This window comes from Pedobacter sp. ASV1-7 (assembly GCF_040203335.1).
GTDB lineage: Bacteria > Bacteroidota > Bacteroidia > Sphingobacteriales > Sphingobacteriaceae > Pedobacter.
This window is the reverse complement of record NZ_JBEHBV010000001.1, coordinates 588,402-613,512: the sequence shown is the minus strand read 5'-3', so window position 1 is coordinate 613,512 and position 25,111 is coordinate 588,402. Positions and strand designations below refer to the sequence as shown.

General features: G+C 37.9%; 22 protein-coding genes. 14 read left to right on the top strand and 8 right to left on the bottom strand.

Annotated features, from left to right (window positions below; translation table 11 throughout):
* Positions 1–92: 92 nt before the first annotated feature.
* The gene (locus ABDJ41_RS02695; protein ID WP_349784201.1) at positions 93–3,476 is read right to left on the bottom strand and encodes a DEAD/DEAH box helicase; all 3,384 of its coding nucleotides are present in this window, start codon (positions 3,474–3,476) and stop codon (positions 93–95) included.
* Between the two features lie 118 nt (positions 3,477–3,594).
* Here ABDJ41_RS02695 and ABDJ41_RS02690 point away from each other — a divergent pair, with 118 nt between their 5' ends.
* Genes ABDJ41_RS02690 through ABDJ41_RS02655 form a run of 8 tightly spaced genes read left to right on the top strand, consistent with a single transcriptional unit; the run spans position 3,595 to position 12,791 of the window.
* Positions 3,595–3,966 (top strand): transmembrane 220 family protein, encoded by a 372-nt coding sequence (locus tag ABDJ41_RS02690; protein ID WP_349784200.1) that lies wholly within the window; start codon positions 3,595–3,597, stop codon positions 3,964–3,966.
* Positions 3,967–3,972: 6 nt separating this feature from the next.
* Entirely contained in the window at positions 3,973–4,677 is a 705-nt protein-coding gene (locus ABDJ41_RS02685) for an EboA domain-containing protein (RefSeq protein WP_349784199.1), read from the top strand.
* A gap of 14 nt (positions 4,678–4,691) precedes the next feature.
* Positions 4,692–5,678: a TatD family hydrolase gene (locus ABDJ41_RS02680; protein WP_349784198.1), complete on the top strand. Its 987-nt coding sequence runs from the start codon at positions 4,692–4,694 to the stop codon at positions 5,676–5,678.
* Positions 5,679–5,684: 6 nt separating this feature from the next.
* Positions 5,685–6,593, top strand: coding sequence for a UbiA-like protein EboC (gene eboC / locus ABDJ41_RS02675; protein ID WP_349784197.1), 909 nt, complete (start codon positions 5,685–5,687; stop codon positions 6,591–6,593).
* Positions 6,594–6,605: 12 nt separating this feature from the next.
* A complete protein-coding gene (locus ABDJ41_RS02670) occupies positions 6,606–7,784 on the top strand; it encodes a 3-dehydroquinate synthase (RefSeq protein WP_349784196.1) in 1,179 nt (392 codons plus the stop codon).
* A 1-nt stretch (position 7,785) separates the two neighbouring features.
* A complete protein-coding gene (eboE, locus tag ABDJ41_RS02665; RefSeq protein ID WP_349784195.1) occupies positions 7,786–8,994 on the top strand; it encodes a metabolite traffic protein EboE in 1,209 nt (402 codons plus the stop codon).
* Between the two features lie 16 nt (positions 8,995–9,010).
* Positions 9,011–10,363 carry an alkaline phosphatase family protein gene (locus ABDJ41_RS02660; RefSeq protein ID WP_349784194.1) on the top strand — a complete coding sequence of 451 codons (1,353 nt, stop codon included), beginning with the start codon at positions 9,011–9,013 and terminating at the stop codon, positions 10,361–10,363.
* Between the two features lie 43 nt (positions 10,364–10,406).
* Positions 10,407–12,791, top strand: a complete 2,385-nt coding sequence (locus ABDJ41_RS02655; RefSeq protein ID WP_349784193.1) for a phosphocholine-specific phospholipase C — start codon at positions 10,407–10,409, stop codon at positions 12,789–12,791.
* Here ABDJ41_RS02655 and ABDJ41_RS02650 read toward each other — a convergent pair.
* The 6 genes from ABDJ41_RS02650 to ABDJ41_RS02625 form a co-directional block, all read right to left on the bottom strand.
* On the bottom strand, positions 12,772–13,035 hold the full coding sequence (locus tag ABDJ41_RS02650; protein ID WP_349784192.1) for an isoleucyl-tRNA synthetase: 264 nt from the start codon (positions 13,033–13,035) through the stop codon (positions 12,772–12,774). The genes ABDJ41_RS02655 and ABDJ41_RS02650 overlap by 20 nt on opposite strands.
* Positions 13,036–13,101: 66 nt before the next feature.
* Positions 13,102–13,869, bottom strand: a complete 768-nt coding sequence (locus ABDJ41_RS02645; RefSeq protein ID WP_349784191.1) for a LamB/YcsF family protein — start codon at positions 13,867–13,869, stop codon at positions 13,102–13,104.
* The gene (locus tag ABDJ41_RS02640) at positions 13,862–14,830 is read right to left on the bottom strand and encodes a 5-oxoprolinase subunit C family protein (protein WP_349784190.1); all 969 of its coding nucleotides are present in this window, start codon (positions 14,828–14,830) and stop codon (positions 13,862–13,864) included. The genes ABDJ41_RS02645 and ABDJ41_RS02640 overlap by 8 nt, the downstream gene beginning before the upstream one ends.
* Positions 14,817–15,524, bottom strand: coding sequence for a 5-oxoprolinase subunit PxpB (gene pxpB / locus ABDJ41_RS02635; protein ID WP_349784189.1), 708 nt, complete (start codon positions 15,522–15,524; stop codon positions 14,817–14,819). Before pxpB ends, ABDJ41_RS02640 begins: the two co-directional genes overlap by 14 nt.
* Positions 15,525–15,663: 139 nt before the next feature.
* Positions 15,664–16,707 (bottom strand): NAD(P)-dependent alcohol dehydrogenase, encoded by a 1,044-nt coding sequence (locus tag ABDJ41_RS02630; protein WP_349784188.1) that lies wholly within the window; start codon positions 16,705–16,707, stop codon positions 15,664–15,666.
* A gap of 61 nt (positions 16,708–16,768) precedes the next feature.
* Positions 16,769–17,509, bottom strand: coding sequence for an SDR family NAD(P)-dependent oxidoreductase (locus tag ABDJ41_RS02625; protein WP_349784187.1), 741 nt, complete (start codon positions 17,507–17,509; stop codon positions 16,769–16,771).
* Between the two features lie 93 nt (positions 17,510–17,602).
* Here ABDJ41_RS02625 and ABDJ41_RS02620 point away from each other — a divergent pair, with 93 nt between their 5' ends.
* The 6 genes from ABDJ41_RS02620 to ABDJ41_RS02595 all read left to right on the top strand — a co-directional run bounded on the left by ABDJ41_RS02620 (position 17,603) and on the right by ABDJ41_RS02595 (position 23,674).
* A complete protein-coding gene (locus ABDJ41_RS02620; RefSeq protein ID WP_349784186.1) occupies positions 17,603–17,986 on the top strand; it encodes a winged helix-turn-helix transcriptional regulator in 384 nt (127 codons plus the stop codon).
* A 42-nt stretch (positions 17,987–18,028) separates the two neighbouring features.
* On the top strand, positions 18,029–21,424 hold the full coding sequence (ileS, locus tag ABDJ41_RS02615; protein WP_349784185.1) for an isoleucine--tRNA ligase: 3,396 nt from the start codon (positions 18,029–18,031) through the stop codon (positions 21,422–21,424).
* 7 nt (positions 21,425–21,431) lie between these two features.
* Positions 21,432–21,812, top strand: coding sequence for a TraR/DksA family transcriptional regulator (locus ABDJ41_RS02610; protein WP_349784184.1), 381 nt, complete (start codon positions 21,432–21,434; stop codon positions 21,810–21,812).
* Positions 21,812–22,414, top strand: a complete 603-nt coding sequence (locus tag ABDJ41_RS02605; RefSeq protein WP_349784183.1) for a lipoprotein signal peptidase — start codon at positions 21,812–21,814, stop codon at positions 22,412–22,414. The genes ABDJ41_RS02610 and ABDJ41_RS02605 overlap by 1 nt, the downstream gene beginning before the upstream one ends.
* An 82-nt stretch (positions 22,415–22,496) precedes the next feature.
* Positions 22,497–23,213: an SIMPL domain-containing protein gene (locus ABDJ41_RS02600; RefSeq protein WP_349784182.1), complete on the top strand. Its 717-nt coding sequence runs from the start codon at positions 22,497–22,499 to the stop codon at positions 23,211–23,213.
* A 149-nt stretch (positions 23,214–23,362) separates the two neighbouring features.
* Positions 23,363–23,674, top strand: coding sequence for a hypothetical protein (locus ABDJ41_RS02595; RefSeq protein WP_349784181.1), 312 nt, complete (start codon positions 23,363–23,365; stop codon positions 23,672–23,674).
* A 109-nt stretch (positions 23,675–23,783) separates the two neighbouring features.
* Here the strand turns inward: ABDJ41_RS02595 and serS are convergent, their stop codons facing one another.
* On the bottom strand, positions 23,784–25,055 hold the full coding sequence (gene serS, locus ABDJ41_RS02590) for a serine--tRNA ligase (RefSeq protein WP_349784180.1): 1,272 nt from the start codon (positions 25,053–25,055) through the stop codon (positions 23,784–23,786).
* Positions 25,056–25,111: the final 56 nt, after the last annotated feature.

The window sequence follows — 25,111 nt, the reverse complement described above, 5'->3', positions numbered from 1 at the left end:
AGTTACCTTCTCTGAAGCGCATAGGAAAATTTTGACCTTTTAGCGAAGCGGGCAAAAGGTTCCCGCGATGAAGAGAATGGTAACTTTTCACATTAAAAAAGCCCCAGTAAATCCTTTTTAGAAAGCGACTTATAAATTGAGACCTCTGTTTTAATCAGATCACCAACAAGATCCTTTTTTGTTTCCTGCAATTTCATGATCTTCTCTTCAATCGTATCCGGGCAAATTAACCTGACAGCGACAACATTTTTCTCCTGTCCAATGCGATATGTACGATCAATAGCTTGATTTTCTACTGCAGGGTTCCACCAGGGATCAACAATATAGACATAATCAGCACGGGTTAAGTTTAGTCCTACACCGCCAGCCTTTAAGCTGATCAGGAATACCCGAACTTCAGGGTTATCCTGAAAAGAGTTAACTACAGTCTCCCTGTTCCTGGTCTGCCCTGTCAGGTATTCATGAGCAATCCTCCTTTCATGTAGCTCCTTTCTAATCAGATCCAGCATCCCCACAAACTGAGAGAAGACCAGGATCTTATGATTTGATGCCTTATTTTCTATCTGTTCCAACAAAGTCTCCATTTTTGAAGATGCATTCCCGTAAAACTTATCATCCTTCAATAGTTCAGCAGAATTACAGATTTGTCGCAACCTCGTAATTCCCTGCAAAATATGCATGCTACTCTTCTTTAAATCATCTTCAGAAACACCCTCAATATAATCTTTTACATCTTGTACCGCAGCCTCATAAACTTCCCGCTGCTCCTTTCCCATCTCACAGTAAATGATCATTTCTGTCTTATCAGGTAATTCCTTAGCCACCTGCTCTTTCGTTCTCCGCAAAATAAAAGGGCTGATTCTTTGCTGTAACTCCTTAGCCCGCTTACTATCTTTAAACTGGTCAATAGGTACAGAATACAATTCTTTAAACTGTTGTTTAGTCCCCAATAATCCAGGACAGGCAAATGAAAGTTGTCCATATAAATCAAATGTATTGTTCTCTATTGGTGTTCCTGTTAAAACAACCTTATTTCTCGATTGTAAGAGCCTTACAGCTTTATAGCGTTGTGAATCGGGATTTTTAATACTTTGTGATTCATCCAGAAAAACATAATTGAAACGATATGCTTTTAAAAAGCGAATGTCAGCCAGTAAAGTGCCATACGATGTGAGTACAATTTCGTAATCATCAAATTCATGGATATCCTTTAATCTGTCTGCCCCATAAACAGTACGAATTTTAATAGATGGCGCAAACTTAGCAACCTCAGCTTGCCAGTTAAAAATTAAAGATGCAGGAACAACTACCAGATTTGTATTGTGGGCTGACTTTTCACGTTGACTGAGTATAAAAGCAATAATCTGTATGGTTTTACCTAAGCCCATATCATCTGCGAGACAGGCCCCAAAATTAAAATCATCCAGAAAATTAAGCCAGTTCAAACCATCATGCTGATAAGGACGCAATTCTGCATTTAAAGATTCTGGTATTTTTATAGGAGTAATCTGATCCGGGCCTGAAAGTTTCTTCCGGTAAATCGCCAGTTGATCTTTTACAGACTCATCAAAAAGCTGTTCATCATATAGCTCCGCAATCATATTATAATTGATCTTATGGGTATGAATACTTTCGTCGACTACCTCACCAGCATTAAAATAACCGGTAAACTTCTCTACCCATTCATCTGGCAAAATACCCATTGTACCATCGTCCAGCTTAATAAACTTACTCTTGTTACGAATAGATTTATGAAGATGTTTTAAAGAAATTGCCTCCCCGTTAGATTCCACTTTAGGCACGGTTTCAAACCAGTCAATCCCACTAATCACCTTAATAGAAATTTCAACTTTATATTGACTCAGGTTATTGTTATTGAGCTTATTAAATCCCATAACAGTAATTCCTTTACTCCGCCAGGCTTCAAAAGCATCCAAAAACCATCCAATATCCAAAAAATGTTTACGGTTCATATAAAAACAATCAGCAGTCAGTCCTTCCTTTATCTGTTCTGCAAAAAACGGATGCTGCTTTGCAATGTTTGCTATAAACTGAAGCTCTTCCTCCTCGTCACGCCTTAGCGTAAAGGAATTCCCATATTTATCTTTTGCAATAATCTGCTTTTTAGATAGGATAGGAATTTCCGTATTGCTATAACGCATTACTGGAGTAATGAGCACAAAATCTTCAGACTCCGATAAATATATGATCTGCTCATTTTCCAGATCAAAACCTTTCTCTTCAATCTGTGTCTTTGTTGCAGGTTTTAAATAAGAGTAATTGATTTTTACCTTTTCTTCCAATCTGGACAATATGGTTTCATAAAAATCATCAAACTTAGTTTTATGAATCAGCATTCTGCCATAATGCTTTTTAAAGAAATCAATTACCCTCAGGAAATCCGGGTTATCAATCAGATAAAGTTTGTTGTTTAGCTGAATAAAATAATGATGTTTAATAGCAAGATCCTCAATGAAGATCGGTAAACCATCCAATATCAATTTTCCTGAAACCTCATAAAAATCGCCTTTCTCGCTTACCGACAGTAGCAGGTCAATCCCCAAAACACGAAGTTCTGCCAACTTAATAGAGCTTGCAGAAATATTGACCGAGACTTTAGAATCATGTAAATACACACTCAGACCAAGCGGGTTTTTAGCCAATGCTTTTAGCCCTTCAAGGTCCGAAGCCGAGGCTTCATCATTATAGTTATTCTGAAACTTTAATATACCATGCAGGAATTTCAACTCGTCGCTGCTTTCCGAAGTCCAGATCAATGCTGAAGGATCAACAAGTTTCAATGGGTTTTTAATCTTCCCATCTTTACCTTCCAGGCCCTCGTATAATGAAACATTCAGGTGACTGTAAAAGCGATGCTGACTAAAAACTATAATAGTTTTTACATCTCTTTTAGTCAATCTGCCTGATATTGCCACTGGCAATTCGTTAACAGGTAGCAGAGTCTCGTTAAGCTCCGTTTTTGTTTGCTTATTAACGGGAAACAACGCTTTTACTTTAGGGCTGATACTCAGACTATCTTTAACATAGTCAATCTGAAAATGTACATCCAGATCCTTTTCATTCTCCAAACCATAATCCTTTGCAAACTCCTTCAATTTAACATTTCTCAGGGGCTGATCAAAAAATATTCGAAGTGAAGCCCGATCCATGATATTATACATTACCCTTGCCTGGTGTTCGCACAAACCAGTGAGAGTAGACATACAAGAACAAGAAAGCATTACACGATCTATTGTCTGGACAATAGTAATTGTCTGATTGTTTATCAAATCAGAGGTATCCCTGAAAACAGCAGAGTTAACCACAATCTCAGTAGGAGAAAGTTTATAAAATCCTTTTACTCCTGTATCTATGCTCGCTTTATTATGCTTTAATATACTGGAAATTGTTAATCCCGAAATATTAAAATTATCTAAAGTATAATGATGTGCCAGACCACTGATTTCGTTTTCCACCTGCAATTAATAATGTAAATAATAATAAACTAAATTAAGCGATGATCTTTCTAATTCGGCTTAATAATCTGTTTATTTGTATTAAGTTAATAAACACACAAATATAAACCTGATTGTTATGCTGCTGAGTATTTTAAACTCCATATTTTGCATTGCCTTTATTTTATTCGCTTATGTAAATCTAAATGACAGTGATTCATGGCTTTGGGTTCCCATTTATATGATTGCATCTGTTTGCTGCGGATTAGCCGTTTTTAATTATTTTTACCCTCTTGTATACCTGATTTCCATATCTTTTTATCTGATATATGCTTTATATTTATTTTTTGCTAAAGATGGGGTACGTGACTGGATTGTCAGATACAAAAGACCCACTCTTGTAGAAAGCATGCAGGCCACAAAACCTTATATTGAAAAAGCAAGGGAGTTTTTTGGTCTGTTAATCATCAGTGGCGCACTCGCGATAAACTATTTTATAGCTATCAATTAATTTATTATGCTGTTAATAGATACCATAAGTTTAAAAAAACTGAGTGATGTATTTTTGTTAATTCTGAGAAGAAACCTACGTCCAGAGGCTCTGGAGTGGCTACTGAATAAAATGGACTTAATTATAAAAGAAGAAAAGTCTGTACAATTGCACTTATGCTTTGCCCATCTTCCTCGTTTTGCTACAAAACAAACATTTGAAGTCCTTGATCAGGAAGTTAAACAGATTGAATGTCACCTAGCTGGATTTACAATTCATAACTGGACGCTGGATAAATTATCCAGAGTATGGTTATTGATGCAAATACCATCAGAGCACAAAGAAATCTATCTAAAGAAAATCAATAGCCTGTTTGCTACAGCAGAGATGAATGAACAAATTGTACTTTACACGGCCCTTCCACTTTACAACTATCCGGAAGAATGGGTGGCCAGATGTGAAGAAGGGATAAGAAGCAATATAGGAACAGTATTGGAAGCTATTATGTACCATAACCCATATCCTGCTCAGTTTCTATCTGAACCATCATGGAACCAACTGGTACTTAAAGCCTTTTTTACAGAAAAAGATGTGAATCAGATAATAGGTCTAAAGGAGCGTATGAATGAAAATTTATCCGCTACATTGCAAGACTATATACAGGAAAGACTAGCTGCGAGCAGGACGGTAGCACCCGAAATTTATCAACTGACACAACAAATGAACCCATAAATAGACAATGAATTATGTGCTGTAATGAAAATTTTGAAGAAAGGAATAAGGGAGAGAAGGTAACTACTTACCTTGACTTAAACGATATCAATGGAATGAGTTTTTTTGATCCGCATATTCACATGGTCTCCCGCACGACAGATGATTATCAGGCAATGGCCGATGCTGGTATAGTCGCCTTGATAGAACCGGCCTTCTGGCTGGGACAACCGCGTACAGGCGTACACAGTTTTACAGATTATTATAGTAGCTTGATTGGCTGGGAAAGGTTCAGATCCTCGCAATTCGGTATCAAACATTATTGTACGATTGGATTAAACTCTCGTGAAGCTAATAATGAAGCTCTGGCCGAACAGGTGATGGAAATACTGCCCCAGTTTATTTTTAAAGAAGGTGTGGTAGGTATTGGAGAAATAGGCTTCGATGACCAGACAGCCTTAGAAGAAAAATATTACCGTTTACAGCTAGACCTGGCCAAAGAAGCTGAGTTGCCTGTTCAAATCCATACTCCGCACCGTGATAAGAAAAAGGGAACCCAGCGCAGTATGGACATTGCTATAGAGCAAGGTTTGGAGCCACACATGGTTATTGTAGACCATAACAATGAGGAAACGGTAAAAGAAGTGTTAGATAGAGGTTTTTGGGCTGCCTTTACAATCTATCCGTTTACAAAGATGGGTAACGAGCGAATGGTTGAAGTAGTTAAACAATATGGTTCAGAAAGAATTATGATTAATTCTGCGGCCGATTGGGGAATCAGTGACCCTTTAGCTGTACCTAAAACTGCCGCTTTGATGAAAAGATCTGGCATCAGCTTAACAGATATTGAACTGGTTACTTATCGTAATGCGGTTACAGCTTTTGGGCAAAGCGGACAAATTGACGAGCAGGATTTTATCCGTGTTAAGAACATTGACCAAAGCCAGAAGTTCGCAAGTAACTCGGTATTAAGAGGCGGACAACAGCCAAGAATAGACAAAAACTCAATTATTATATCATAATTTAACATGAACAAATTAATAGGATACCTGCGTTTAATGCGTCCGGCAAATGTAGTTACAGCAGTGGCTGATGTATTGGCGGGGATAGCTGTAGCAGGTTACTTTATACAATCAGCTTCAGGAAATTTTGGATGGGGAGAACAAACTCAAATGCTTCCGATCATACTTTTATGTATTTCGACCATTGGCCTTTATAGTGGCGGGGTTATACTGAATGATGTTTTTGATGCAGAACTAGATGCAAAAGAACGCCCTGAGCGACCTATTCCCAGTGGCCTGATTTCCAAAAAAGGAGCTACCATTTTTGGAGGTATATTTTTCTTTATTGGCATCTTTTCAGCGGGACTTTATAATCCCAGTTCCCAGTATCTTGCTGCAGCGATTATGTTTTGTTGTCTTGTTTACAATAAATTTTTAAAACACAGTGCTATTTTCGGTCCCATAAACATGGGACTTTGCAGAGGTCTTAATTTACTACTTGGCATCAGTATCATTCCATCAGAAATTCAACACTGGTGGTTTTTAGCCATTATACCCATTATCTATATCGCTGCAATTACCATGATCAGCAGAGGTGAAGTACATGGTGGTAATAAAAAGACACTTTACTTTGCAGCAGCATTTTACATTGTAGTGATTTCAGCTATATTAGTTACTGCACAAATAAAAGGAAACTTACTCCCATCGCTTGTATTCATCATTCCCTTTACATTGATGATCTTTACCCCTTTATTTATAGCTATACAACAGCCTATAGGTAAATACATTGGCAAGGCTGTAAAATCAGGAGTTATAGCACTGATCTTAATGAATGCCGCATGGGCTTCGGCCTTTGGGGTACTCCAGATTGCAATATTCATTGTGATCCTATTACCTGTATCCATTTTATTAAGTAAAGCTTTTGCCGTTACCTAGTCGCCATTAATTATGAGTTATTTACAACAATCATTTAGTGTAAAATTCGAATATAAAATATACTTCACCAGCGCATTATTCAACCTGAGTAACATGACCCTTTCCAATTTCTTTAAGGAAAGAAAAACAGAAAGTGGTCAAAAAATCTATTTTGTGATAGATCAGGGTGTTTATTTAGCACACCCTGATCTTAGCAATGAGATTGCGGCTTATTTTGAACCCTTACAGGAAGTAAAACTGATACCAGATATGCTGATTGTTCCAGGCGGAGAAGCCTCAAAAAATGACACCTCATTATTTGACAAAATTGTTGAGGCGGTAGATAAGCATAGCATAGATAGACACTCTTACATTGTGGCCATTGGTGGTGGTGCAGTGCTTGATCTGGTGGGTTACGCTGCAGCAGTTTCGCATCGCGGTATTAAACACATCCGCATTCCTACCACAGTCCTTTCACAAAATGATTCGGGAATCGGGGTTAAAAATGGAATAAATTATAAAGGAAAGAAAAACTTCCTCGGCACTTTTGCACCACCTACAGCGGTTTTTAATGACGATCAGTTTTTACGGACCTTGAATGACAGAGATTACCGTTCTGGCATTTCGGAAGCCATAAAAGTGGCGTTAATTAAAGATGTTACCTTTTTTAACTGGATAGAAGCAAATACAGAAGCCCTGAAAAACAGAGATCAGGTAAATATGAATTATCTGATTAAGCACTGTGCAAAACTCCACTTAGATCATATTGCAGGTGATGATCCTTTTGAGACAGGATCGGCCAGACCACTCGACTTTGGTCATTGGAGTGCTCATAAACAAGAACAGTTGAGCAACTTCAGTATTTTACACGGCGAAGCTGTAGCAATGGGAATTGCACTGGATAGCACTTATTCCTTTTTAACAGGCTTACTTTCAGAGGATGAATTACAGCGCATTCTTAAAACACTGACAAATCTTGGTTTTGAAATAACCGACCCCATTATTAATATTGAAGACGAACAATCGCCCATTTTAAAAGGCTTGGAAGAATTCCAGGAACATCTTGGAGGTAAGCTTACTATCACACTTTTAACAGCTCTCGGAACTGGAAAAGAAGTACACGAAATGAATCATCAGTTGTTAATAAAGGCTAGCAAATATGTTCATGACTTTGCTAAAAACAACTTGATCTTAAACCCTGGCAACAATTAATATGAAAGTAAATACCGGACATCTGACTTATTGTACAAATATTCATGCTGGAAAAAACTGGACTGAAGACTTTGATAACTTAAAGGAGAATTTTCCTGCTATCAAACAAAATGTTTCTCCAGATCAGCCCCTGGGATTAGGCTTAAGGCTTTCCAATGCAGCCAGTATTCAATTAAGCACTCCTCATTATATATTAGAGTTAAAGCAATGGCTGCAACAAAATGAGGCTTATGTTTTTACTATGAATGGCTTCCCTTATGGAGATTTTCATCACGCCATTGTTAAAGAGAATGTGCATAGTCCAGACTGGACTACACAAGAGCGAAAAGATTATACCATCAGGTTGTTTCATATCCTAAAGTCATTACTCCCCGAAGGCATAGACGGCGGAATCTCTACTTCACCGCTAAGCTACAGACACTGGTTTAAAACCTCGTCGGACTTTGAAGCTGCCAAACAAACAGCAACACTTAACATTATTGAGGTAGCCAAGGCATTAATAGAGATATCAAAGGAAAATAACCAGGTGCTACATCTGGATATCGAACCAGAACCTGATGGAATATTGGAAACAGGTAGAGAATTTATTGATTGGTTCGAGAATGATTTACTCATTTCAGGAATTCCTGTTATTGCTGATCAGTTTGGTTGTTCTGAAAATGAGGCCGAAATACTATTAAAAAAACACGTATGCCTATGCTATGATGTTTGTCATTTCGCTGTAGGCTACGAAAATCATCAAGGCATATTAACAGAACTAGAACAAAAAAGTATAAGGGTTGGAAAAATACAGATTAGTGCAGCACTTAAAGCAAATTTAACTGGAACAATTGAAGATAAGACTTTAATAAAAACAAACTTTGCAACCTTCAACGAATCTACTTATTTACATCAGGTTGTTGCATTAAAAAAGGATGGGAGCTTAATCCGCTATACTGATCTTCCACCTGCACTTGAAGCCAGAAATGATGAGAATGTACTGGAATGGCGTTCTCATTTCCATGTCCCTATCTCCATTCAGAAAATTGGTCTGTTACAATCTACCCAGACAGATATTACTGAAGTGCTTCAATTGCAGAAAGCAAAACCATTTACCAACCACCTTGAAGTAGAAACCTATACCTGGGAAGTTTTACCAGAACAAATAAAATCACCCATTGCCCAGTCTATCAGCACTGAACTGAATTGGGTTATAAACTCACTCGCATAGACCAAAAGCCGTTAAGATGAAGAAAACTGTAGTTATAGATGTTGTAGGGTTATCCTCGAACCTGATCGGAAAATATACTCCATTTTTAGAACAATACGTTAAAACCAGGAATCTAAATAGCATTGCTCCTATGTTACCAGCTGTTACGACCGCAGTACAATCTACATATTTAACAGGCAAGCTACCCACCGACCATGGGATTGTCGGCAATGGATGGTATGACAAAACAGATGCAGAAATTAAGTTTTGGAAACAGTCGAACAAGCTGGTACAGGCAGAAAAAATCTGGGATCGTGCAAAGAAAGAAAATCCAGCTTTCACATGCTCTAATATGTTCTGGTGGTATAATATGTATTCCAATGCAGATTATTCAGCAACCCCACGTCCAAATTACCTGGCAGATGGCAGAAAAATGCCTGATTGCTATACCGATCCGGCAGAGTTGAGAGATCTTTTACAAAATAAATTAGGTCAGTTCCCCTTATTTCAATTCTGGGGGCCAGGTGCCAACATTAAATCATCGAAATGGATTGCCGATGCTTCTATGCTGACTGATGCACAATACGACCCGACACTTACCCTTGTATATCTCCCCCACCTGGATTATTGTCTGCAAAAATTTGGTCACGATTTTAATCTTATCGGTGATGAGCTAAACCAAATTGACGGTGTTTTAAAGGAACTTATTAACTATTATGAAAGCAAAAATGCCAATATCATTATTCTTTCAGAATATGGCATTACTCCTGTAAGCAATCCAATTCATTTGAATCGTATTTTTAGAGATGCAGGACTTTTACAAATCCGTGTCGAGCGAGGTTTGGAATTATTAGATGCTGGCGCCTCAAAAGCCTTTGCCGTGGCCGACCATCAGATCGCCCATGTTTACATCAATGATTCGACTGTTATAAAAAAAGTGAAGACTATTCTTGAGGAAATCCCAGGCATTGGTTTAATTTTAGACAAGGAAGGTATACAGGCTCATGGTCTGGAGCACGAACGTACAGGAGATTTTGTATTGGTTGCAGATGCACAAAGCTGGTTTACTTATTACTTCTGGTTAGATGATGCAGTAGCTCCTGATTATGCAAGATGCGTAGATATACATAAAAAACCGGGTTATGATCCTGTAGAGATGTTTATGTCTTCTAAACCAAGAGCAGCATATAAATTATTAAGGAAAAAAGCAGGGTTCAGATATATTATGGATGTAATCCCATTAGATGCGACTTTGATAAAAGGCTCACATGGAAGCGCAAATACACCTGCAGAATTCCAGCCGGTACTAATTACCGATAGTAATATAAACCAGGAAAATATAAACGCTACACAGGTTTATGATGTAATATGGAAGGCCTTGAACTTATAAAATAAAATATCTAAGTTTGGTTTACACAGATAATGTAAACCGTATGAGCTCAAGAAGAGAATTCCTAAAAAAAGCCGCAATATTGTCAGGAGCAGCAGGACTGCCTAATGTAATTCCAATGTCTATACAAAAGGCAATGGCTATTAGTGCCAATCCTGGAAGTACCTTCATGGACGCTGAACATATTGTATTCTTAATGCAGGAAAACCGATCTTTTGATCACATGTTCGGAAAGCTTAAAGGTGTCCGGGGATTTAACAACCCAAGAGCTTTTACTCAGGCTGATAAGCATAAAGTATGGCTGCAAAAGGATGGTCAAGGTAATACATACGCTCCATTTCATGTAGACATAAATAAGACAATGATTACCTGGCAAGGTGGCCTTCCCCATTCATGGAATGATCAGCTTGCAGCCCGTAACCATGGGAGCTACGATAGCTGGGTTCCTGTAAAAAGCGCTATGTCTTTAGCGTATTATGACCGAAATGATATCCCCTTTTATTACGCGATGGCTGATGCATTCACCATTTGTGATCACCATTTCTGTTCTTCATTGACAGGCACCACACCCAATAGGTTATTTTTCTGGACAGGCACTATCAGACCTGAACAAAATGGAGAGTCCGTTGCAACGGTAAATAATTCACAGGCAGAATCCCGTGATAACGTTTATGTAGACTGGGATACTTTTCCTGAAATTCTGGAGGACAATAACATCAGCTGGAAAATATATCAGAATGAATTGTGGACTTCAAGACTAAAGGGGGAGGGCATTGACAACTGGCTTGGCAATTATGGCGACAATGCTATTGAATATGTGAAGCGCTATAATGTTAAGCTTTCCGCTTATTTCAGAAAAAATGGTGACTCGTCTGTTAAACCACCCTTAACTGCTGAAGAAGTAAGAGCCAAATACGACAAGCTATCAAAAAGAGAAAAAAACCTGATAGACAAGGCTTTTGCGACTAATATTAATTCACCTAAAAACTATCTGGAGCTCCAGCCTTTCTCATTTACCGATGATAAAGGTCAGCAACAAAACCTAGCCATCCCCAAAAACGACATCTTCTATCAATTCCGATCGGATGTAGACAATGGCAAACTACCTACTGTTTCCTGGCTTGTAGCACCAGAGAAGTTCTCTGATCATACCAGTTCACCCTTGTATGGGACATGGTATGTTTCTGAAGCTATAGATATCCTTACTAAAAATCCAGAGGTTTGGAAGAAGACCATTTTCATTCTTACTTACGATGAAAACGATGGCTACTTTGACCATATACCACCTTATGTAGTACCAAGGCCTAATGCAACAGACACAGGTAAAGTTTCTGCGAAAATTGATGTGGCAGTAGATTATGAGTTTAAAAAAGATAGTCCGATTGGACTAGGTTACAGGGTTCCTATGTTAATCGCCTCACCGTGGAGCAAGGGTGGCTATGTCAATTCACAGGTATTTGACCATACCTCATGCCTGATGTTTCTAGAACATTTCTTAAGTAAAAAGACTGGAAAAACCATCAGGAGTAATAACATCAGTAGCTGGAGACGCGCCATTTGTGGGGACCTGACCTCTGTTTTCCGTCCAGCCACCGGAGTTCAGACCGACATCCCTCCTTTATTGAAAAAGGAAGATGTAATTATCAATATTAATAATGCAAAAAATAAACCTGCTCAAGTAAAGCCCAATCCTTTAACTTCTCAGGAAATAAAAAATATCAATGCTTATCCGCCTTTTTCCCCATCCTCTCCTACTGTAATGCCAAAACAGGAAAAAGGTACTAAACCAGCCTGTGCGCTTCCATACCAACTATTTGCAGATTGTAAATTAGATGCCAAGAAAGAAAACATTACATTGATTCTTGAATCTGGTAAAGGCAACTTCGGACAAAAAGTTGTTCCTGTAGGTGCCCCATTTCTATTATATACATCAGATATATACAAAGGGAAAGCAGGAAAAACCTGGAATTATGCCGTTACTAAAGGTGATAAAATTAGTGATTATATTAAGCTTAGTCATTTTGCTAAAGAACAATACGACCTTAAGGTAACTGCACCTAATGGTTTTTTCAGAAACTTTAAAGGCAGTAAAAATGATCCTTCATTAAACATTCACTGTCTCTATGAAAGCTCAGGGCGTTTAACAAAAAAAATAACAGGAAACATAGAATTACATTTAGAGAATCTAAGTAGCCAAAAAATTGAGATTGAGATAACTGATGATATTTATAAAAATATTGTTCGGAAAGTAATCACATTGGGAGCCATGCAGAAATCAAAATTAATACTGGATTTAAAAAGGAGCAATTGCTGGTACGATTTTACCATTAAGGTAAAAGACAGTCCTTTGTATTTAAGACATTATGCAGGGCATGTAGAAACTGAGAATGATTCGAGTACCGATCCTTTTATGGCTGGTCTGTTGTAAGGGGATCTATAATTTCTTCATGTTTATCTGAATCAAGCTGAACCTCTTCTTCATTTACCTTTTTTGCAAACATAATAGGATATAATAGCCATACCGAACCAACCAAAAGTAAAATGCCGGAAAACTTAAGCACATATATTGCTGATTCTATTTTATCAGCTTCCATGATTTTAAAGGCTATTAACCCTACTATTCCCAAAATAATGAGAAACACGGCTTTTTGAAGTTTCAATACCTTTATCATAATGCGCAGTATTAAGTTAGATTATCAATATTTAACAAATATTGAACCAATATTTCGCCTCATTTACTATGGTGCTTGCAATCCTATATTTTTTTCTTTAAATATAGTATGGATTTTAGCTGCAAACTTCGCTGCATGTTCGGTATCACTATGTAAACATATTGTATCTGCTTTGATGGCAACATCAAGACCATTTACACTGGTCACCAACCCTTCTTTTACCATTCGTAAAGACTGGGCCACCGCTTGTCCTTCATCACCAATTAATGCATTATGCAATTTCCTGGATGTCAGACTTCCATCATCCTGGTAAGTACGGTCTGCAAAGACCTCATTTGCTACCCTTAATCCAATTTTGCTCCCCGCCTTTGTTAACTCACTCCCCGATAAACCATATAACACTAATGCTGGATTAATCTTATACACCGCTTCTGCAATTGCTTCAGCAATGTCTGCATTTACAGCTGCCATATTGTAAAGTGCTCCATGTGGTTTAACATGATGCAAGGCTCCTCCTTCTGATTTTACAAAGCCCATCAATGCCCCTATCTGATAAACAACTATATCATAAGCTTCGTCAGCACTAACTGCCATTTCCCTTCTGCCAAATCCTTGCAAATCAGGCAAACCTGGGTGTGCTCCAATCTCTACATTATATTTTAAAGCTAGTTTTACAGTCCTTTTCATAACTGTAGGATCCCCCGCATGAAAGCCGCAAGCAATATTAGCAGAAGTGATATATGGAAAGATGGCTTCCTCATTACCAATCTGATAAGTCCCATAACTTTCCCCCATATCGCAATTCAGATCTACATTATATTGGTCATTACTCATAAATTGATGTTTTTAATTTCAATGCTTGTTTTAATTGTTTGATTTGCTTTTCTCTATTCAATAGAGCACTTCTAGCATCTTCCAGAGTAACCATTTTAAAATGAATCTGCTGACCGCTTTGCATTTGCGCCAGCTTTGTCAGATCTGCTGTGATGACCTGTAAAATCCTTGAATAACCACCGGTAGTCTGATGATCGGCCATTAACAAGATCATTCCACCATCGGGTGTAACCTGTACTGTTCCAAAGGTCACAGCTGATGAAAGCATTTCTTTTGGTTGACTTAATTGTAATGCTGATCCTTCCAGACGATAGCCCATCCTATCAGCCGCTTTACTAATCACATATTTTTTATTAAATAAGTCTGATATGCTTTGTTTGTTAAACAATTCAAACTCCGGTCCCTCCATGACTCTTATCTCTGGATTATTAAAATCAGGATACAACTTTAGATCGGCCGTCCATTTAAAAGAATCACCTGTTGGAAGATATGCTTTTCTAAAGGATAACTCATCATCTGCCTTAAGCGCCCTCCCGTTATACCCACCAATCCCCGCTTTTAAATACGTTGCATAACTGTCTAGTACTTTTGGTAAATCTAAACCACCAAAAAAGGCAATATATGAACGGCAACCTTTTACAGGTGTACCAAGATTCAGTATTGCACCTTCAGGGATAATGATTGGCCGCCACATATTTACAGATTTTCCATCAACTGTCGGGCTCAAATCTCCTCCTGTAATGGTCACCAGCTGTGTGGTTTTAAAAAGCAACTTTGGGCCAAGCAATGTGCATTCTAATCCTGCCTCGCTAATATCATTTCCTAAAAGTAAATTACCTATTTCAAGCGCCAATCTGTCCATAGCACCACTTACAATAATTCCTTCCTTGCGGTAGCCCATTCTTCCAAGATCTTGTACCGTAGTGAGCATCCCACCCTTTAAGACTTTAATCCCCATCATTTTCCCCTTTCATTTCATCAAATTCATCCTCAGTTATCGATACAAAGCGCAATTTGTTTCCTGTTTTGATTAATGCGGGAGGATTCCTGTTTACATCAAATAGTTTCAAAGGGGTCTGCCCGATGATTTGCCAGCCTCCGGGAGTTTCAATAGGATAAATTCCTGTCTGTATCCCGGCAATTCCAACAGAACCGGCAGGAATGTGTGTCGAGGGAACTTCTTTACGTGGGCTGGCGATCTTTTCATTCATCCCTCCCAGATAAGGGAAACCAGGTGCAAAACCTATCATATATACGAGGTATTCCTTTTCAGTATGCACATCAATAATTTCTGCTTCAGAAATCCCAGCATTTCTAGCCACAAAAGTAAGGTCAGGCCCCTGGACCCCTCCATATAAAACAGGAATATCTACAGTTACGACGGGCAAGGTACTTTCCTCTTCATTTACCTCATCAAGCATTTCCTTTAAAAGGATTTCAACCGTTTTATAATCAGTAATCAAAGGGTCATAGAATACCGTTACAGTAGTAAATGCTGGTACATATTCAATAAAACCATCAAAAGAATACTCTTCCAGAAAATTACCTATTGCGACGATATGATGATGAATCTTTTCAGAAATCACTTGTCCGAGTTCAATGACAACAGCGCTGTCTCCCAAAGGATAGTACAAAATAGATTCGACAGTTTTCATGAGATAGGATGTTGCTAATTGTAAATATATTAAACAAGGTACCAAATATCATTCCGGGAAATAGCAGATAAATTTTATAATCATCAAAAAAGCCCTTGAATCTAACTTCAAGGGCTTTCAGATTTCAAAACGAATCAAATTATAACGTTGCCATATCGATTACAAAACGATAACGTACATCACCTTTCACCATTCTGTCATAAGCTGTTTGAATATCCTTTATATCGATCATTTCAATATCAGAAACAATATTGTTATCAGCACAGAAATCGAGCATCTCCTGAGTTTCGGCAATTCCTCCTATTCCAGATCCAGCTAAACTTTTACGGCCACCAAGTAAGCTAAATGCAGCTACCTGAGCTGGCTCTGGTGGAACACCTACACAAATCATGGTACCATTAGTTCTCAATAAAGAAAGGTACAGGTTAAAGTCGTGAGGGGCAGACACCGTATCTAGAATAAAATCAAAAGAGCCGGTCGCTGCTTTCAACTGAGCAGGATCAGTAGTAACCACAAAATTGTGAGCCCCCAGTTTCCTAGCATCAGCTTCTTTATTTGGTGAGGTACTCAATACCGTTACATCAGCACCGAAAGCGACACCGAATTTAACTGCCATATGTCCCAGTCCACCTAAGCCCAATACAGCTAATTTGTGTCCTTTCCCAACTTTCCAATGCCTTAAAGGAGAATAAGTAGTAATACCTGCACATAACAATGGAGCAACAGCTGCAAGGTTTAATTTATCAGAAACGTGCAATACGAATTCCTCCCGGACTACAATAGTATTGGAATATCCACCATAAGTAGGCATAGAGCCATCACGTTCCATTCCATTGTAAGTTTGGGTGTTTCCCTCTAAACAATATTGTTCGAGGTCCTGCTTACAGTTTTCACATACCTGACAAGAATCAACCATACAGCCAGTACCTGCGATATCACCTATCTTAAACTTAGTTACCTTATCGCCAACCTTTACCACACGTCCAACGATCTCGTGACCTGGCACCATCGGGAATATCCCCGGAAACCAATCGTTTTTAATCTGATGCAAATCAGAGTGGCAAACACCACAAAACAATATATCAAATTGCACATCGTGTGGACCAACCTCGCGTCTGTTGAAAGTCCAGGGCGCTAATGGTGTTTTTTCGTCCTGTGCTGCATATCCTTTAGTCTCAATCATCTTAATAAGTTTTAGAAGTATAACTCATACTTACACAAATATAAAAGTTAAACGAGAGAAATTATGCATTAAATCCACCATCAATAGTTATAGCAGTTCCAGTAATGAATTTTCCTTCCTCACTGGCCAGAAATGTTACTAGACCAGCAATATCCTCTACTGTTCCATATTCAGACAGCGCCATTCTACTTCTTAAAAAATCGGCCACATCGCTATCCGAAGGATTCATATCAGTATTGATCGGTCCCGGTTGAACCAGGTTTACCGTAACCCCCTTTTTACCAAGGTCTCTGGCAAGTCCTCTTGTAAATCCAGCCAGTGCAGATTTACTCATGGTATAAAGTGTTGTATCGGACCCCGCAGCATGATCAGCCATATTACTACCTATCGTAATGACACGTCCACCTTCAGAAAAATGATTCGCCGCAGCAAGCGAGGCAGCATAAACTGCCTTTACATTAATTCCCATCATTTGATCATAATCTTCCAGTGTATGTTCCTCAAAAGCTTTAACCATAAAGAGGCCAGCATTATTGACCAAAATATCTATCCTTCCAAATTCTGCTACAACTTTATGAACCGCATGTCCTACAGCATGTGGATCTGCACTATCTGCTTCAATTGCTAAGGCCCGCCCCCCGGAAGCATTGATTTCTGCGGCTATTGCTTCGCCTTTTTCTCTGGATTTTGAATAGGTTAATACTACACTCGCACCTTCAACTGCTAATCTTTTTGTGATCGCTGCACCTATACCTCTACTTCCTCCCGTAACTAGAGCCACTTTGTTTTCAAATCTTTTCATCTTTTAATTTTTTATTGATGATCAAAAGTAAATTACAACAGTTATATTTGCTAGTACACATTAAATTGTTAGGTACTAACAAATAAGTAAGAAATGAGAAAAGAGACTTCTACGAACGCTTTTAATGAAAAGCAAATCAACGACATCTGTGGAATGGCTTATTCATTATCCATATTAGGGGGAAGGTGGAAACCAGCTATATTATGGAGGTTATCTGTTCAGACTATGCGTTATAGCGACCTTAAAAATTCCATTGCAAACATTTCGGAAAGGATGCTCATTGCACAATTGCGTGAACTTGAAGCAGACAAGATTGTAAAACGAACCGTTTATCCGGTAGTGCCTCCAAGAGTTGAATATGAACTGACCGAACTTGGCCAAACCATGAAACCTATGCTTCAGGCAATGTCGGACTGGGGAAACCTTCATAGGAACATTTCAAATGATGATAAAGAACGCTTAGAAGTTTCATTCTAAAACATTAACTTTGCAACCTTAATTTTTGGAGATACTTGATTGATGTATAGGGAATTTAAACAACTAGAACTAGCTAAAATAGGTAAAGAGATACTTGATTTTTGGAAGGAGGAAAACATCTTTGAAAAAAGCGTTTCAAGCCGTCCTGAATCGAACCCTTTTACCTTCTATGAAGGACCGCCCTCGGCAAATGGAATGCCTGGTATTCACCACGTAATGGCAAGGGCTATTAAAGATATTTTTTGCAGATACAAAACCCTTAAAGGTTACCAGGTTAAGCGTAAAGCTGGCTGGGATACACATGGTTTACCAGTAGAACTGGGAACTGAAAAGGAATTGGGAATTACCAAAGAAGATATTGGTAAAACCATTTCTATTGAAGCATACAATGAAGCCTGTAAAAAAACAGTAATGCGTTACACAGATGTGTGGAACGACCTGACTGAGAAAATGGGTTATTGGGTAGATATGGATGATCCGTATGTGACCTACAAATCCAAATATATGGAGTCCGTATGGTGGCTGTTGAAACAGATCTACGATAAAGGCCTTATTTACAAAGGTTATACAATCCAGCCTTACTCGCCTAAAGCAGGAACCGGATTAAGCTCGCACGAGGTAAATCAACCAGGTGCTTACCGCGATGTAACCGATACAACTATTGTTGCCCAGTTTAAAGCACTTGCAGATACATTACCTGCATTTTTACAAAACCTGGGAGATATTCACCTGATGGCATGGACAACTACTCCCTGGACTTTACCATCTAACACTGCATTAACTGTTGGCCCTAAAATAGACTACGTTTTAGTAAAGACTTTTAACCAATATACTTTCCTTCCGATAAATGTAATTCTTGCAAAGAACCTGGTTGGAAAGCAATTCAACAAAACTTATTTCGAAAGTAGTTCGGAAGAAGACTTCGCGAATTTCAACGCAGGTGATAAAAAAATTCCTTATCAGATTATAGCAGAATGTAAAGGAAATGATTTGGTTGGTATTAATTACGAACAATTATTGCCTTATGTACTGCCTTACCAAAATCCGGAAAATGCTTTCAGAGTAATTGCTGGCGATTTCGTAACTACGGAAGATGGTACTGGTATTGTACACACTGCTCCTACTTTTGGGGCTGATGATGCGAAAGTAGCTAAAGAAGCTGTTCCGGAAGTACCGCCAATGTTGGTACTTGACGAGAATGGTATCCCTGTTCCTTTGGTTGATTTACAAGGCAGGTTCACTGCTCATGTGGGCGATCTGGCTGGTAAATATGTTAAAAACGAGTACTACGAAGAAGGTCAAGCTCCGGAAAAATCTGTAGATGTTGAAATCGCGATTCGTTTAAAAGAAGAGAACAAAGCCTTTAAAGTAGAAAAATATGTTCATAGTTACCCACATAGCTGGAGAACTGATGAGCCGCTTTTATATTATCCTTTAGACTCCTGGTTCATTAAGGTTACTGATGTAAAGGACAGAATGTTCGATTTGAACGAAACCATCAACTGGAAACCAAAATCTACAGGTGAAGGTCGTTTCGGAAACTGGCTTAAAAATGCCAACGACTGGAACTTATCGCGTTCAAGATATTGGGGTATTCCATTGCCGATCTGGAGAACGGATGACAAAAAAGAAGAAGTACTGATCGGCTCTGTTGAAGAACTTTACAAAGCTATTGAGCATTCAATTGCCGCAGGTTTCCAAAAGGAGAATCCTTTTAAAGGTTTTGAAATTGGAAATATGTCTGAGGAGAATTACGACTTGGTAGACCTGCATAAAAATGTAGTTGACGATATCATTCTAGTTTCTCCTTCAGGAAAACCAATGAAACGTGAAAGTGACCTTATCGACGTATGGTTTGATTCTGGTGCTATGCCTTATGCACAATGGCATTATCCTTTTGAAAATAAAGATAAGATTGATGGGGGTACAGATTTCCCCGCTGATTTTATTGCTGAAGGTGTTGATCAGACTCGTGGATGGTTCTATACTTTACATGCCATAGGTACATTGGTTTTTGATAAGGTTGCTTACAAAAACGTAGTTTCAAATGGACTGGTACTGGATAAAAATGGACAAAAGATGTCTAAACGTTTAGGCAATGCCGTTGATCCATTCATTACTCTTGATGAGTTTGGTCCTGATGCTACACGCTGGTATATGATTTCGAATGCAAACCCCTGGGATAACCTCAGGTTTGACAGCGAAGGAATTGCCGAAATCCGCAGGAAGTTCTTTGGAACACTGTACAACACTTATGCTTTCTTCGCATTATATGCAAATATAGATAAGTTCAAGATTGACAAGTCCAACATGACACTTATTGAGGACCGTAGTGAGCTGGATCGTTGGATTCTTTCTTTACTTCAAACCTTAATTGCTGAAGTAGACGAAAGTTATAATGCTTACGAACCTACTAAAGCAACCAGAGCAATTCAAACTTTTGTTGATGAGCATCTAAGTAACTGGTATATTCGTTTATCTCGCCGTCGTTTCTGGAAAGGCGAAATGACGAAAGATAAGAAAGCAGCTTACGAAACACTATTCACCTGTTTAACAAGTGTTGCGCAGATCATGTCGCCAGTAGCACCTTTCTTTTCTGATTGGTTATTTAAGAACTTAACTGAAATGGATGAATCGAACAATTTCGAATCCATTCACCTTAGTCTTTGGGATGAGGCAATTGACAGCAGCCTAATCGATACAGAATTGAATGAGAGAATGCACCTTGCACAGGACATTTCATCAATGGTATTGTCATTGCGTAAAAAAACAGGCATCAATGTTCGTCAACCACTTGCTAAAATATTAATCCCAGTACTGGATAATAAATTTGCTGAAAGAGTGGAGCTGGTTAAAGAACTAATTCTATCAGAAACCAATATTAAGACAATTGAGTACATTACTGATACTGCGGGCTTTATCAAGAAAAAGATTAAGCCTAATTTCAAAACTTTAGGACCTAAAGTGGGTAAGGACATGAAACTTGTAGCAGAGTCTGTAAACAATATGACGCAGGAAGAGCTTACAAATTTCGAAAACACCGGCAAATTTGCTGTTAGCGGCACGGATTATGTGATTGAGCTGAGCGATGTAGAAATTATTGCAGAAGACATTCCAGGATGGCAAGTCACCAATATGGGAAGTTTAACTGTAGCACTTGATGTATCGATTACTGAAGCACTTAAACAAGAAGGTTTATCACGTGAATTGATCAACAGAATTCAAAATTTAAGAAAAGAGTTAAATTATGAAGTAACAGACAGAATTACCGTTAGTTTACAAAATCATAACTTGATAACCGAAGCGGTAGCACAAAATAAAACATACATTTGCTCGGAAATTCTAGCAGATAACATTAACTTAACCGAAACATTAAATAACGCAAACACGATTGTAATTGATGATGTTGAACTACAAATTCTGATTGCACAACAATAATTTTATTATGGAAAAAGAAAAAACAAGGTATTCTGACGTTGAATTACAAGAATTTAAAGACCTAATCCTGGAGAAATTGAGAATGGCAAGAGAAGAATTTCTTGACCTTACCAACTCATTAAGTAGTCCTAACTCTAACGGTACTGAAGATACTTCAGGAACTTATAAAACATTAGAAGATGGTTCAGCAACATTGGAAAAGGAGCAATTAAATCAGCTTGCTGCACGTCAGAAGAAGTTTATCGAAAATTTAGAAGCTGCTTTGGTACGCATTGAAAATAAAACTTACGGTATATGTCGCGAAACTGGAAAGTTAATCCAGAAAGAACGTTTACGTGCAGTACCTCATGCAACTTTAAGTATGGAAGCTAAACTGAAGCAGTCATAATGAAAGGCTATATTAAACCTTTATTAATTATTTTCTTTGTCTTATTGGCAGACCAACTGTTAAAAACCTGGATTAAAACCAATATGTATCTGGGCCAGGAATTCAAGATCATTGGCAACTGGTTTATTATCCACTTTACGGAAAATAACGGAATGGCCTTTGGCTTAGAGTTTGGCGGTGAATTTGGTAAGCTTGCTTTATCTTTGTTCAGAATAATTGCTGTTGCTGGAATTGCCTACGGATTGCATTATCTTATCCAAAGAAAATATCACAGAGGCTTGATTTTAAATGTAGCACTGATTTTTGCTGGTGCATTGGGTAACATCATTGACTCGGTCTTTTACGGCAAGATCTATGGTTATGCAACTTTATTCCATGGACGTGTAGTAGATATGTTCTACTTTCCTATATTACAAGGGCATTTTCCTGATTGGCTTCCAATATGGGGCGGTGAGGACTTCATTTTTTTCAGACCAGTATTTAATATTGCTGATGCAGCGATTTCTGTAGGCGTAGTACTTATCCTCATCTTCCAAAAATCTTATTTTAAAGAAGACATCATCGAAGAATTAGGACCTAATAATGAGATGGTTGAAGAATAATTGATTTTTTTTTGAAGTATAGATATGGAATCGGCATGATTGTTTCATCTATACTTCAAATACACATATGAAATATACCATTATGAAAAAATTATTAAGCCTTGCCATCGTTGCATTATTTAGTTTAAGCGCTATGGCTCAACAAACAGCAGATTTACGTAAGAAAATCAATGTTAGCGGAACCTCTGAAACAGAAATCACACCTGATATTCTATATATCAACATCTCGTTAAAGGAATATCTTAAAGATGGCAACAGTAAGAAAAAAGTAAATATTACTGATCTTGAAAATGAGTTATTTAATGCGGTACAAAAAGCTGGCATCAGTAAAGAGAACTTGACAATCAACAACTTGTCTAGTTATTCAACTATTATTTCTAAGAAAAAAGATCCTGAATATTTAGCTAGCAAACAATACCGTTTAAAAGTAACAGACCTGAATAAATGGAATAATATTATTGGTAGCATAGACTCCAAAGGAATATTAAGCACCAATGTTGATAGTTATGATTATTCCAAAATTGAAAGCCTAAGAAAAGAGCTTAAAATTAAAGCTATTTTAGCCGCAAAGGATAAAGCAACTTATTTGGTTGAAGCACTTGGTGATAAACTAGGTAGTGCAATTGATATTCAGGAAATCAATAATGATATATTCCCTCAACCTAATTATCGTGCAAATGTAATGATGATGAAAGCTGAAAGTGCTGATATGGCAGGAGCTGGAGCAGCCGAAATTGATTTCAAAAAGATAAAATTAAGCTACACCATGAATGTAGTATTTCAAATCAAAGGATTTTAATTCTGACCTGTAGAGTATACAGTTTAATTCAAATTAATTCAAAAAACATAAAAAAACCTACCAATTAGATTTGGTAGGTTTTTTGTTATTATCAATATACCATCTTTATTAAGCGCTTAAAAATAGTATACAATTAAAAACTAGAAAATATGAAAAAGTTAATCTACTCATTAATCTTAATCTTTACACTGGGACTAAGCGCAAATACTGTAAGTGCAGCAGACAATAACAGAGCGAAAACTGAAATGACTGCAGAACAAAAAGTTCAATTGGAGAGAATAACGAACCGTGTAGAAGAAATTAGAAATATGGATAAATCAGATTTATCCAGAGCAGAGAAAAAAGAACTGCGTAAAGAGCTTAAAGAGTTAAAATCTCAGGCACGTGCTATGGGTGGTGGAGTATACCTTTCTGTAGGTGCAATTATCATTATCATTTTGTTGCTGATACTTATTTTATAGCATTTATTAACTAACCTATAATACTTTTATTACCAATTAACATCTACCTGTTAAAAACAAAAAGCTTCCCTGAAAGGAAGCTTTTTTTATGTATCATATTTCTGGACTACTAGTCAATATATTCGAACCCTGTATAAGGGACCAATACCTCAGGAATCTTAATCCCCTTATCTGTCTGATTATTTTCTAAAATAGCTGCAACAATACGTGGCAATGCCAATGCACTTCCATTTAAAGTATGTGCTAATTGCGTCTTTCCTGTAGCCCCTTTAAATCTTAACTTAAGTCTGTTACTCTGATAAGTTTCAAAGTTCGATACTGAAGATACTTCCAACCAGCGCTGTTGCGCAGCACTCCAAACCTCCATATCATAAGTCATAGCCGCTGTAAAGCCCATATCGCCTGCACATAATCTCAATACACGATAATGTAAACCAAGCTTCTGTAACAAGGATTGAACATATGCACTCATTTGCTCAAGTATTTCGTAAGACTGATCAGGATGAACTATCTGAACAATCTCTACTTTATCAAATTGATGAAGCCTGTTTAAACCACGCACATGAGCACCATAAGAACCGGCTTCACGACGAAAACATGGTGTATAGCCAGTGTTTTTTACAGGGAGCTCATCTTCTTTTAAAATAACATCCCTATATAGATTCGTTACCGGAACTTCCGCTGTAGGAATAAGATAAAGATTATCAACTCCAACATGGTACATCTGCCCTTCTTTATCTGGCAATTGCCCTGTTCCAAAGCCTGAAGCTTCGTTAACAAGGTGTGGCACCTGCATTTCCCTGTACCCCGCAGCGGTCGACTGATCTAAAAAGAAATTGATCAACGCACGTTGTAAACGCGCTCCTTTACCTTTATAAACCGGAAAACCGGCCCCAGCAATCTTTGTTCCTAATTCGAAATCAATAATATCGTATTTGGAAGTCAGCTCCCAATGTGGTAAAGCATTCGCAGATATTTCTGCCGCAGCACCATGTGTATAAACAATTTCGTTCTCTTCAGCTGTGCTCCCTGCCGGAACCAAATGGTGCGGTAAATTAGGCAGTTGGACAATCAGGTTGTGTAACTTCTCTTCAGCAACAGCCAGTTCATCAGAAAGATTTTTAATCTGTTCTTTATTAGCTGTAGTCTCTGCTTTCAATGCTTCCGCCTCATCCTTTTTACCGTTACGCATCAATTCACCAATCTGTTTTGCGCTCGAGTTTGCAATTGCAGAGAGATTGTCTAACGAAGTTTGAGATTGTCTTCTTTCTTCATCAGTTTTAATAATTTCATCAACCAACTCTGGTTGTTTAAAGTTTCTCAGGTTTAAGCCTGCTAAAACTTTATCTCTGTTTTCGCGGATATAGTTAACTTGCAGCATTATATATATTTTTGAACAAAGATAAGATTGATTTACAATTTTCAGGCTCAAGAGCA

Bases quoted from the DNA above. Each gene is read 5' to 3' on its own strand.
- eboE (WP_349784195.1), top strand. From the start codon at position 7,786: ATGAAAGTAAATACCGGACATCTGACTTATTGTACAAATATTCATGCT.
- serS (WP_349784180.1), bottom strand. From the start codon at position 25,055: ATGCTGCAAGTTAACTATATCCGCGAAAACAGAGATAAAGTTTTAGCA.
- ABDJ41_RS02670 (WP_349784196.1), top strand. From the start codon at position 6,606: ATGAGTTATTTACAACAATCATTTAGTGTAAAATTCGAATATAAAATA.
- ABDJ41_RS02625 (WP_349784187.1), bottom strand. From the start codon at position 17,509: ATGAAAAGATTTGAAAACAAAGTGGCTCTAGTTACGGGAGGAAGTAGA.
- ABDJ41_RS02600 (WP_349784182.1), top strand. From the start codon at position 22,497: ATGAAAAAATTATTAAGCCTTGCCATCGTTGCATTATTTAGTTTAAGC.
- ABDJ41_RS02655 (WP_349784193.1), top strand. From the start codon at position 10,407: ATGAGCTCAAGAAGAGAATTCCTAAAAAAAGCCGCAATATTGTCAGGA.
- ileS (WP_349784185.1), top strand. From the start codon at position 18,029: ATGTATAGGGAATTTAAACAACTAGAACTAGCTAAAATAGGTAAAGAG.
- ABDJ41_RS02690 (WP_349784200.1), top strand. From the start codon at position 3,595: ATGCTGCTGAGTATTTTAAACTCCATATTTTGCATTGCCTTTATTTTA.
- ABDJ41_RS02630 (WP_349784188.1), bottom strand. From the start codon at position 16,707: ATGATTGAGACTAAAGGATATGCAGCACAGGACGAAAAAACACCATTA.
- ABDJ41_RS02620 (WP_349784186.1), top strand. From the start codon at position 17,603: ATGAGAAAAGAGACTTCTACGAACGCTTTTAATGAAAAGCAAATCAAC.
- pxpB (WP_349784189.1), bottom strand. From the start codon at position 15,524: ATGAAAACTGTCGAATCTATTTTGTACTATCCTTTGGGAGACAGCGCT.
- ABDJ41_RS02660 (WP_349784194.1), top strand. From the start codon at position 9,011: ATGAAGAAAACTGTAGTTATAGATGTTGTAGGGTTATCCTCGAACCTG.
- ABDJ41_RS02610 (WP_349784184.1), top strand. From the start codon at position 21,432: ATGGAAAAAGAAAAAACAAGGTATTCTGACGTTGAATTACAAGAATTT.
- ABDJ41_RS02680 (WP_349784198.1), top strand. From the start codon at position 4,692: ATGTGCTGTAATGAAAATTTTGAAGAAAGGAATAAGGGAGAGAAGGTA.
- eboC (WP_349784197.1), top strand. From the start codon at position 5,685: ATGAACAAATTAATAGGATACCTGCGTTTAATGCGTCCGGCAAATGTA.
- ABDJ41_RS02685 (WP_349784199.1), top strand. From the start codon at position 3,973: ATGCTGTTAATAGATACCATAAGTTTAAAAAAACTGAGTGATGTATTT.
- ABDJ41_RS02605 (WP_349784183.1), top strand. From the start codon at position 21,812: ATGAAAGGCTATATTAAACCTTTATTAATTATTTTCTTTGTCTTATTG.
- ABDJ41_RS02640 (WP_349784190.1), bottom strand. From the start codon at position 14,830: ATGATGGGGATTAAAGTCTTAAAGGGTGGGATGCTCACTACGGTACAA.
- ABDJ41_RS02650 (WP_349784192.1), bottom strand. From the start codon at position 13,035: ATGATAAAGGTATTGAAACTTCAAAAAGCCGTGTTTCTCATTATTTTG.
- ABDJ41_RS02595 (WP_349784181.1), top strand. From the start codon at position 23,363: ATGAAAAAGTTAATCTACTCATTAATCTTAATCTTTACACTGGGACTA.
- ABDJ41_RS02645 (WP_349784191.1), bottom strand. From the start codon at position 13,869: ATGAGTAATGACCAATATAATGTAGATCTGAATTGCGATATGGGGGAA.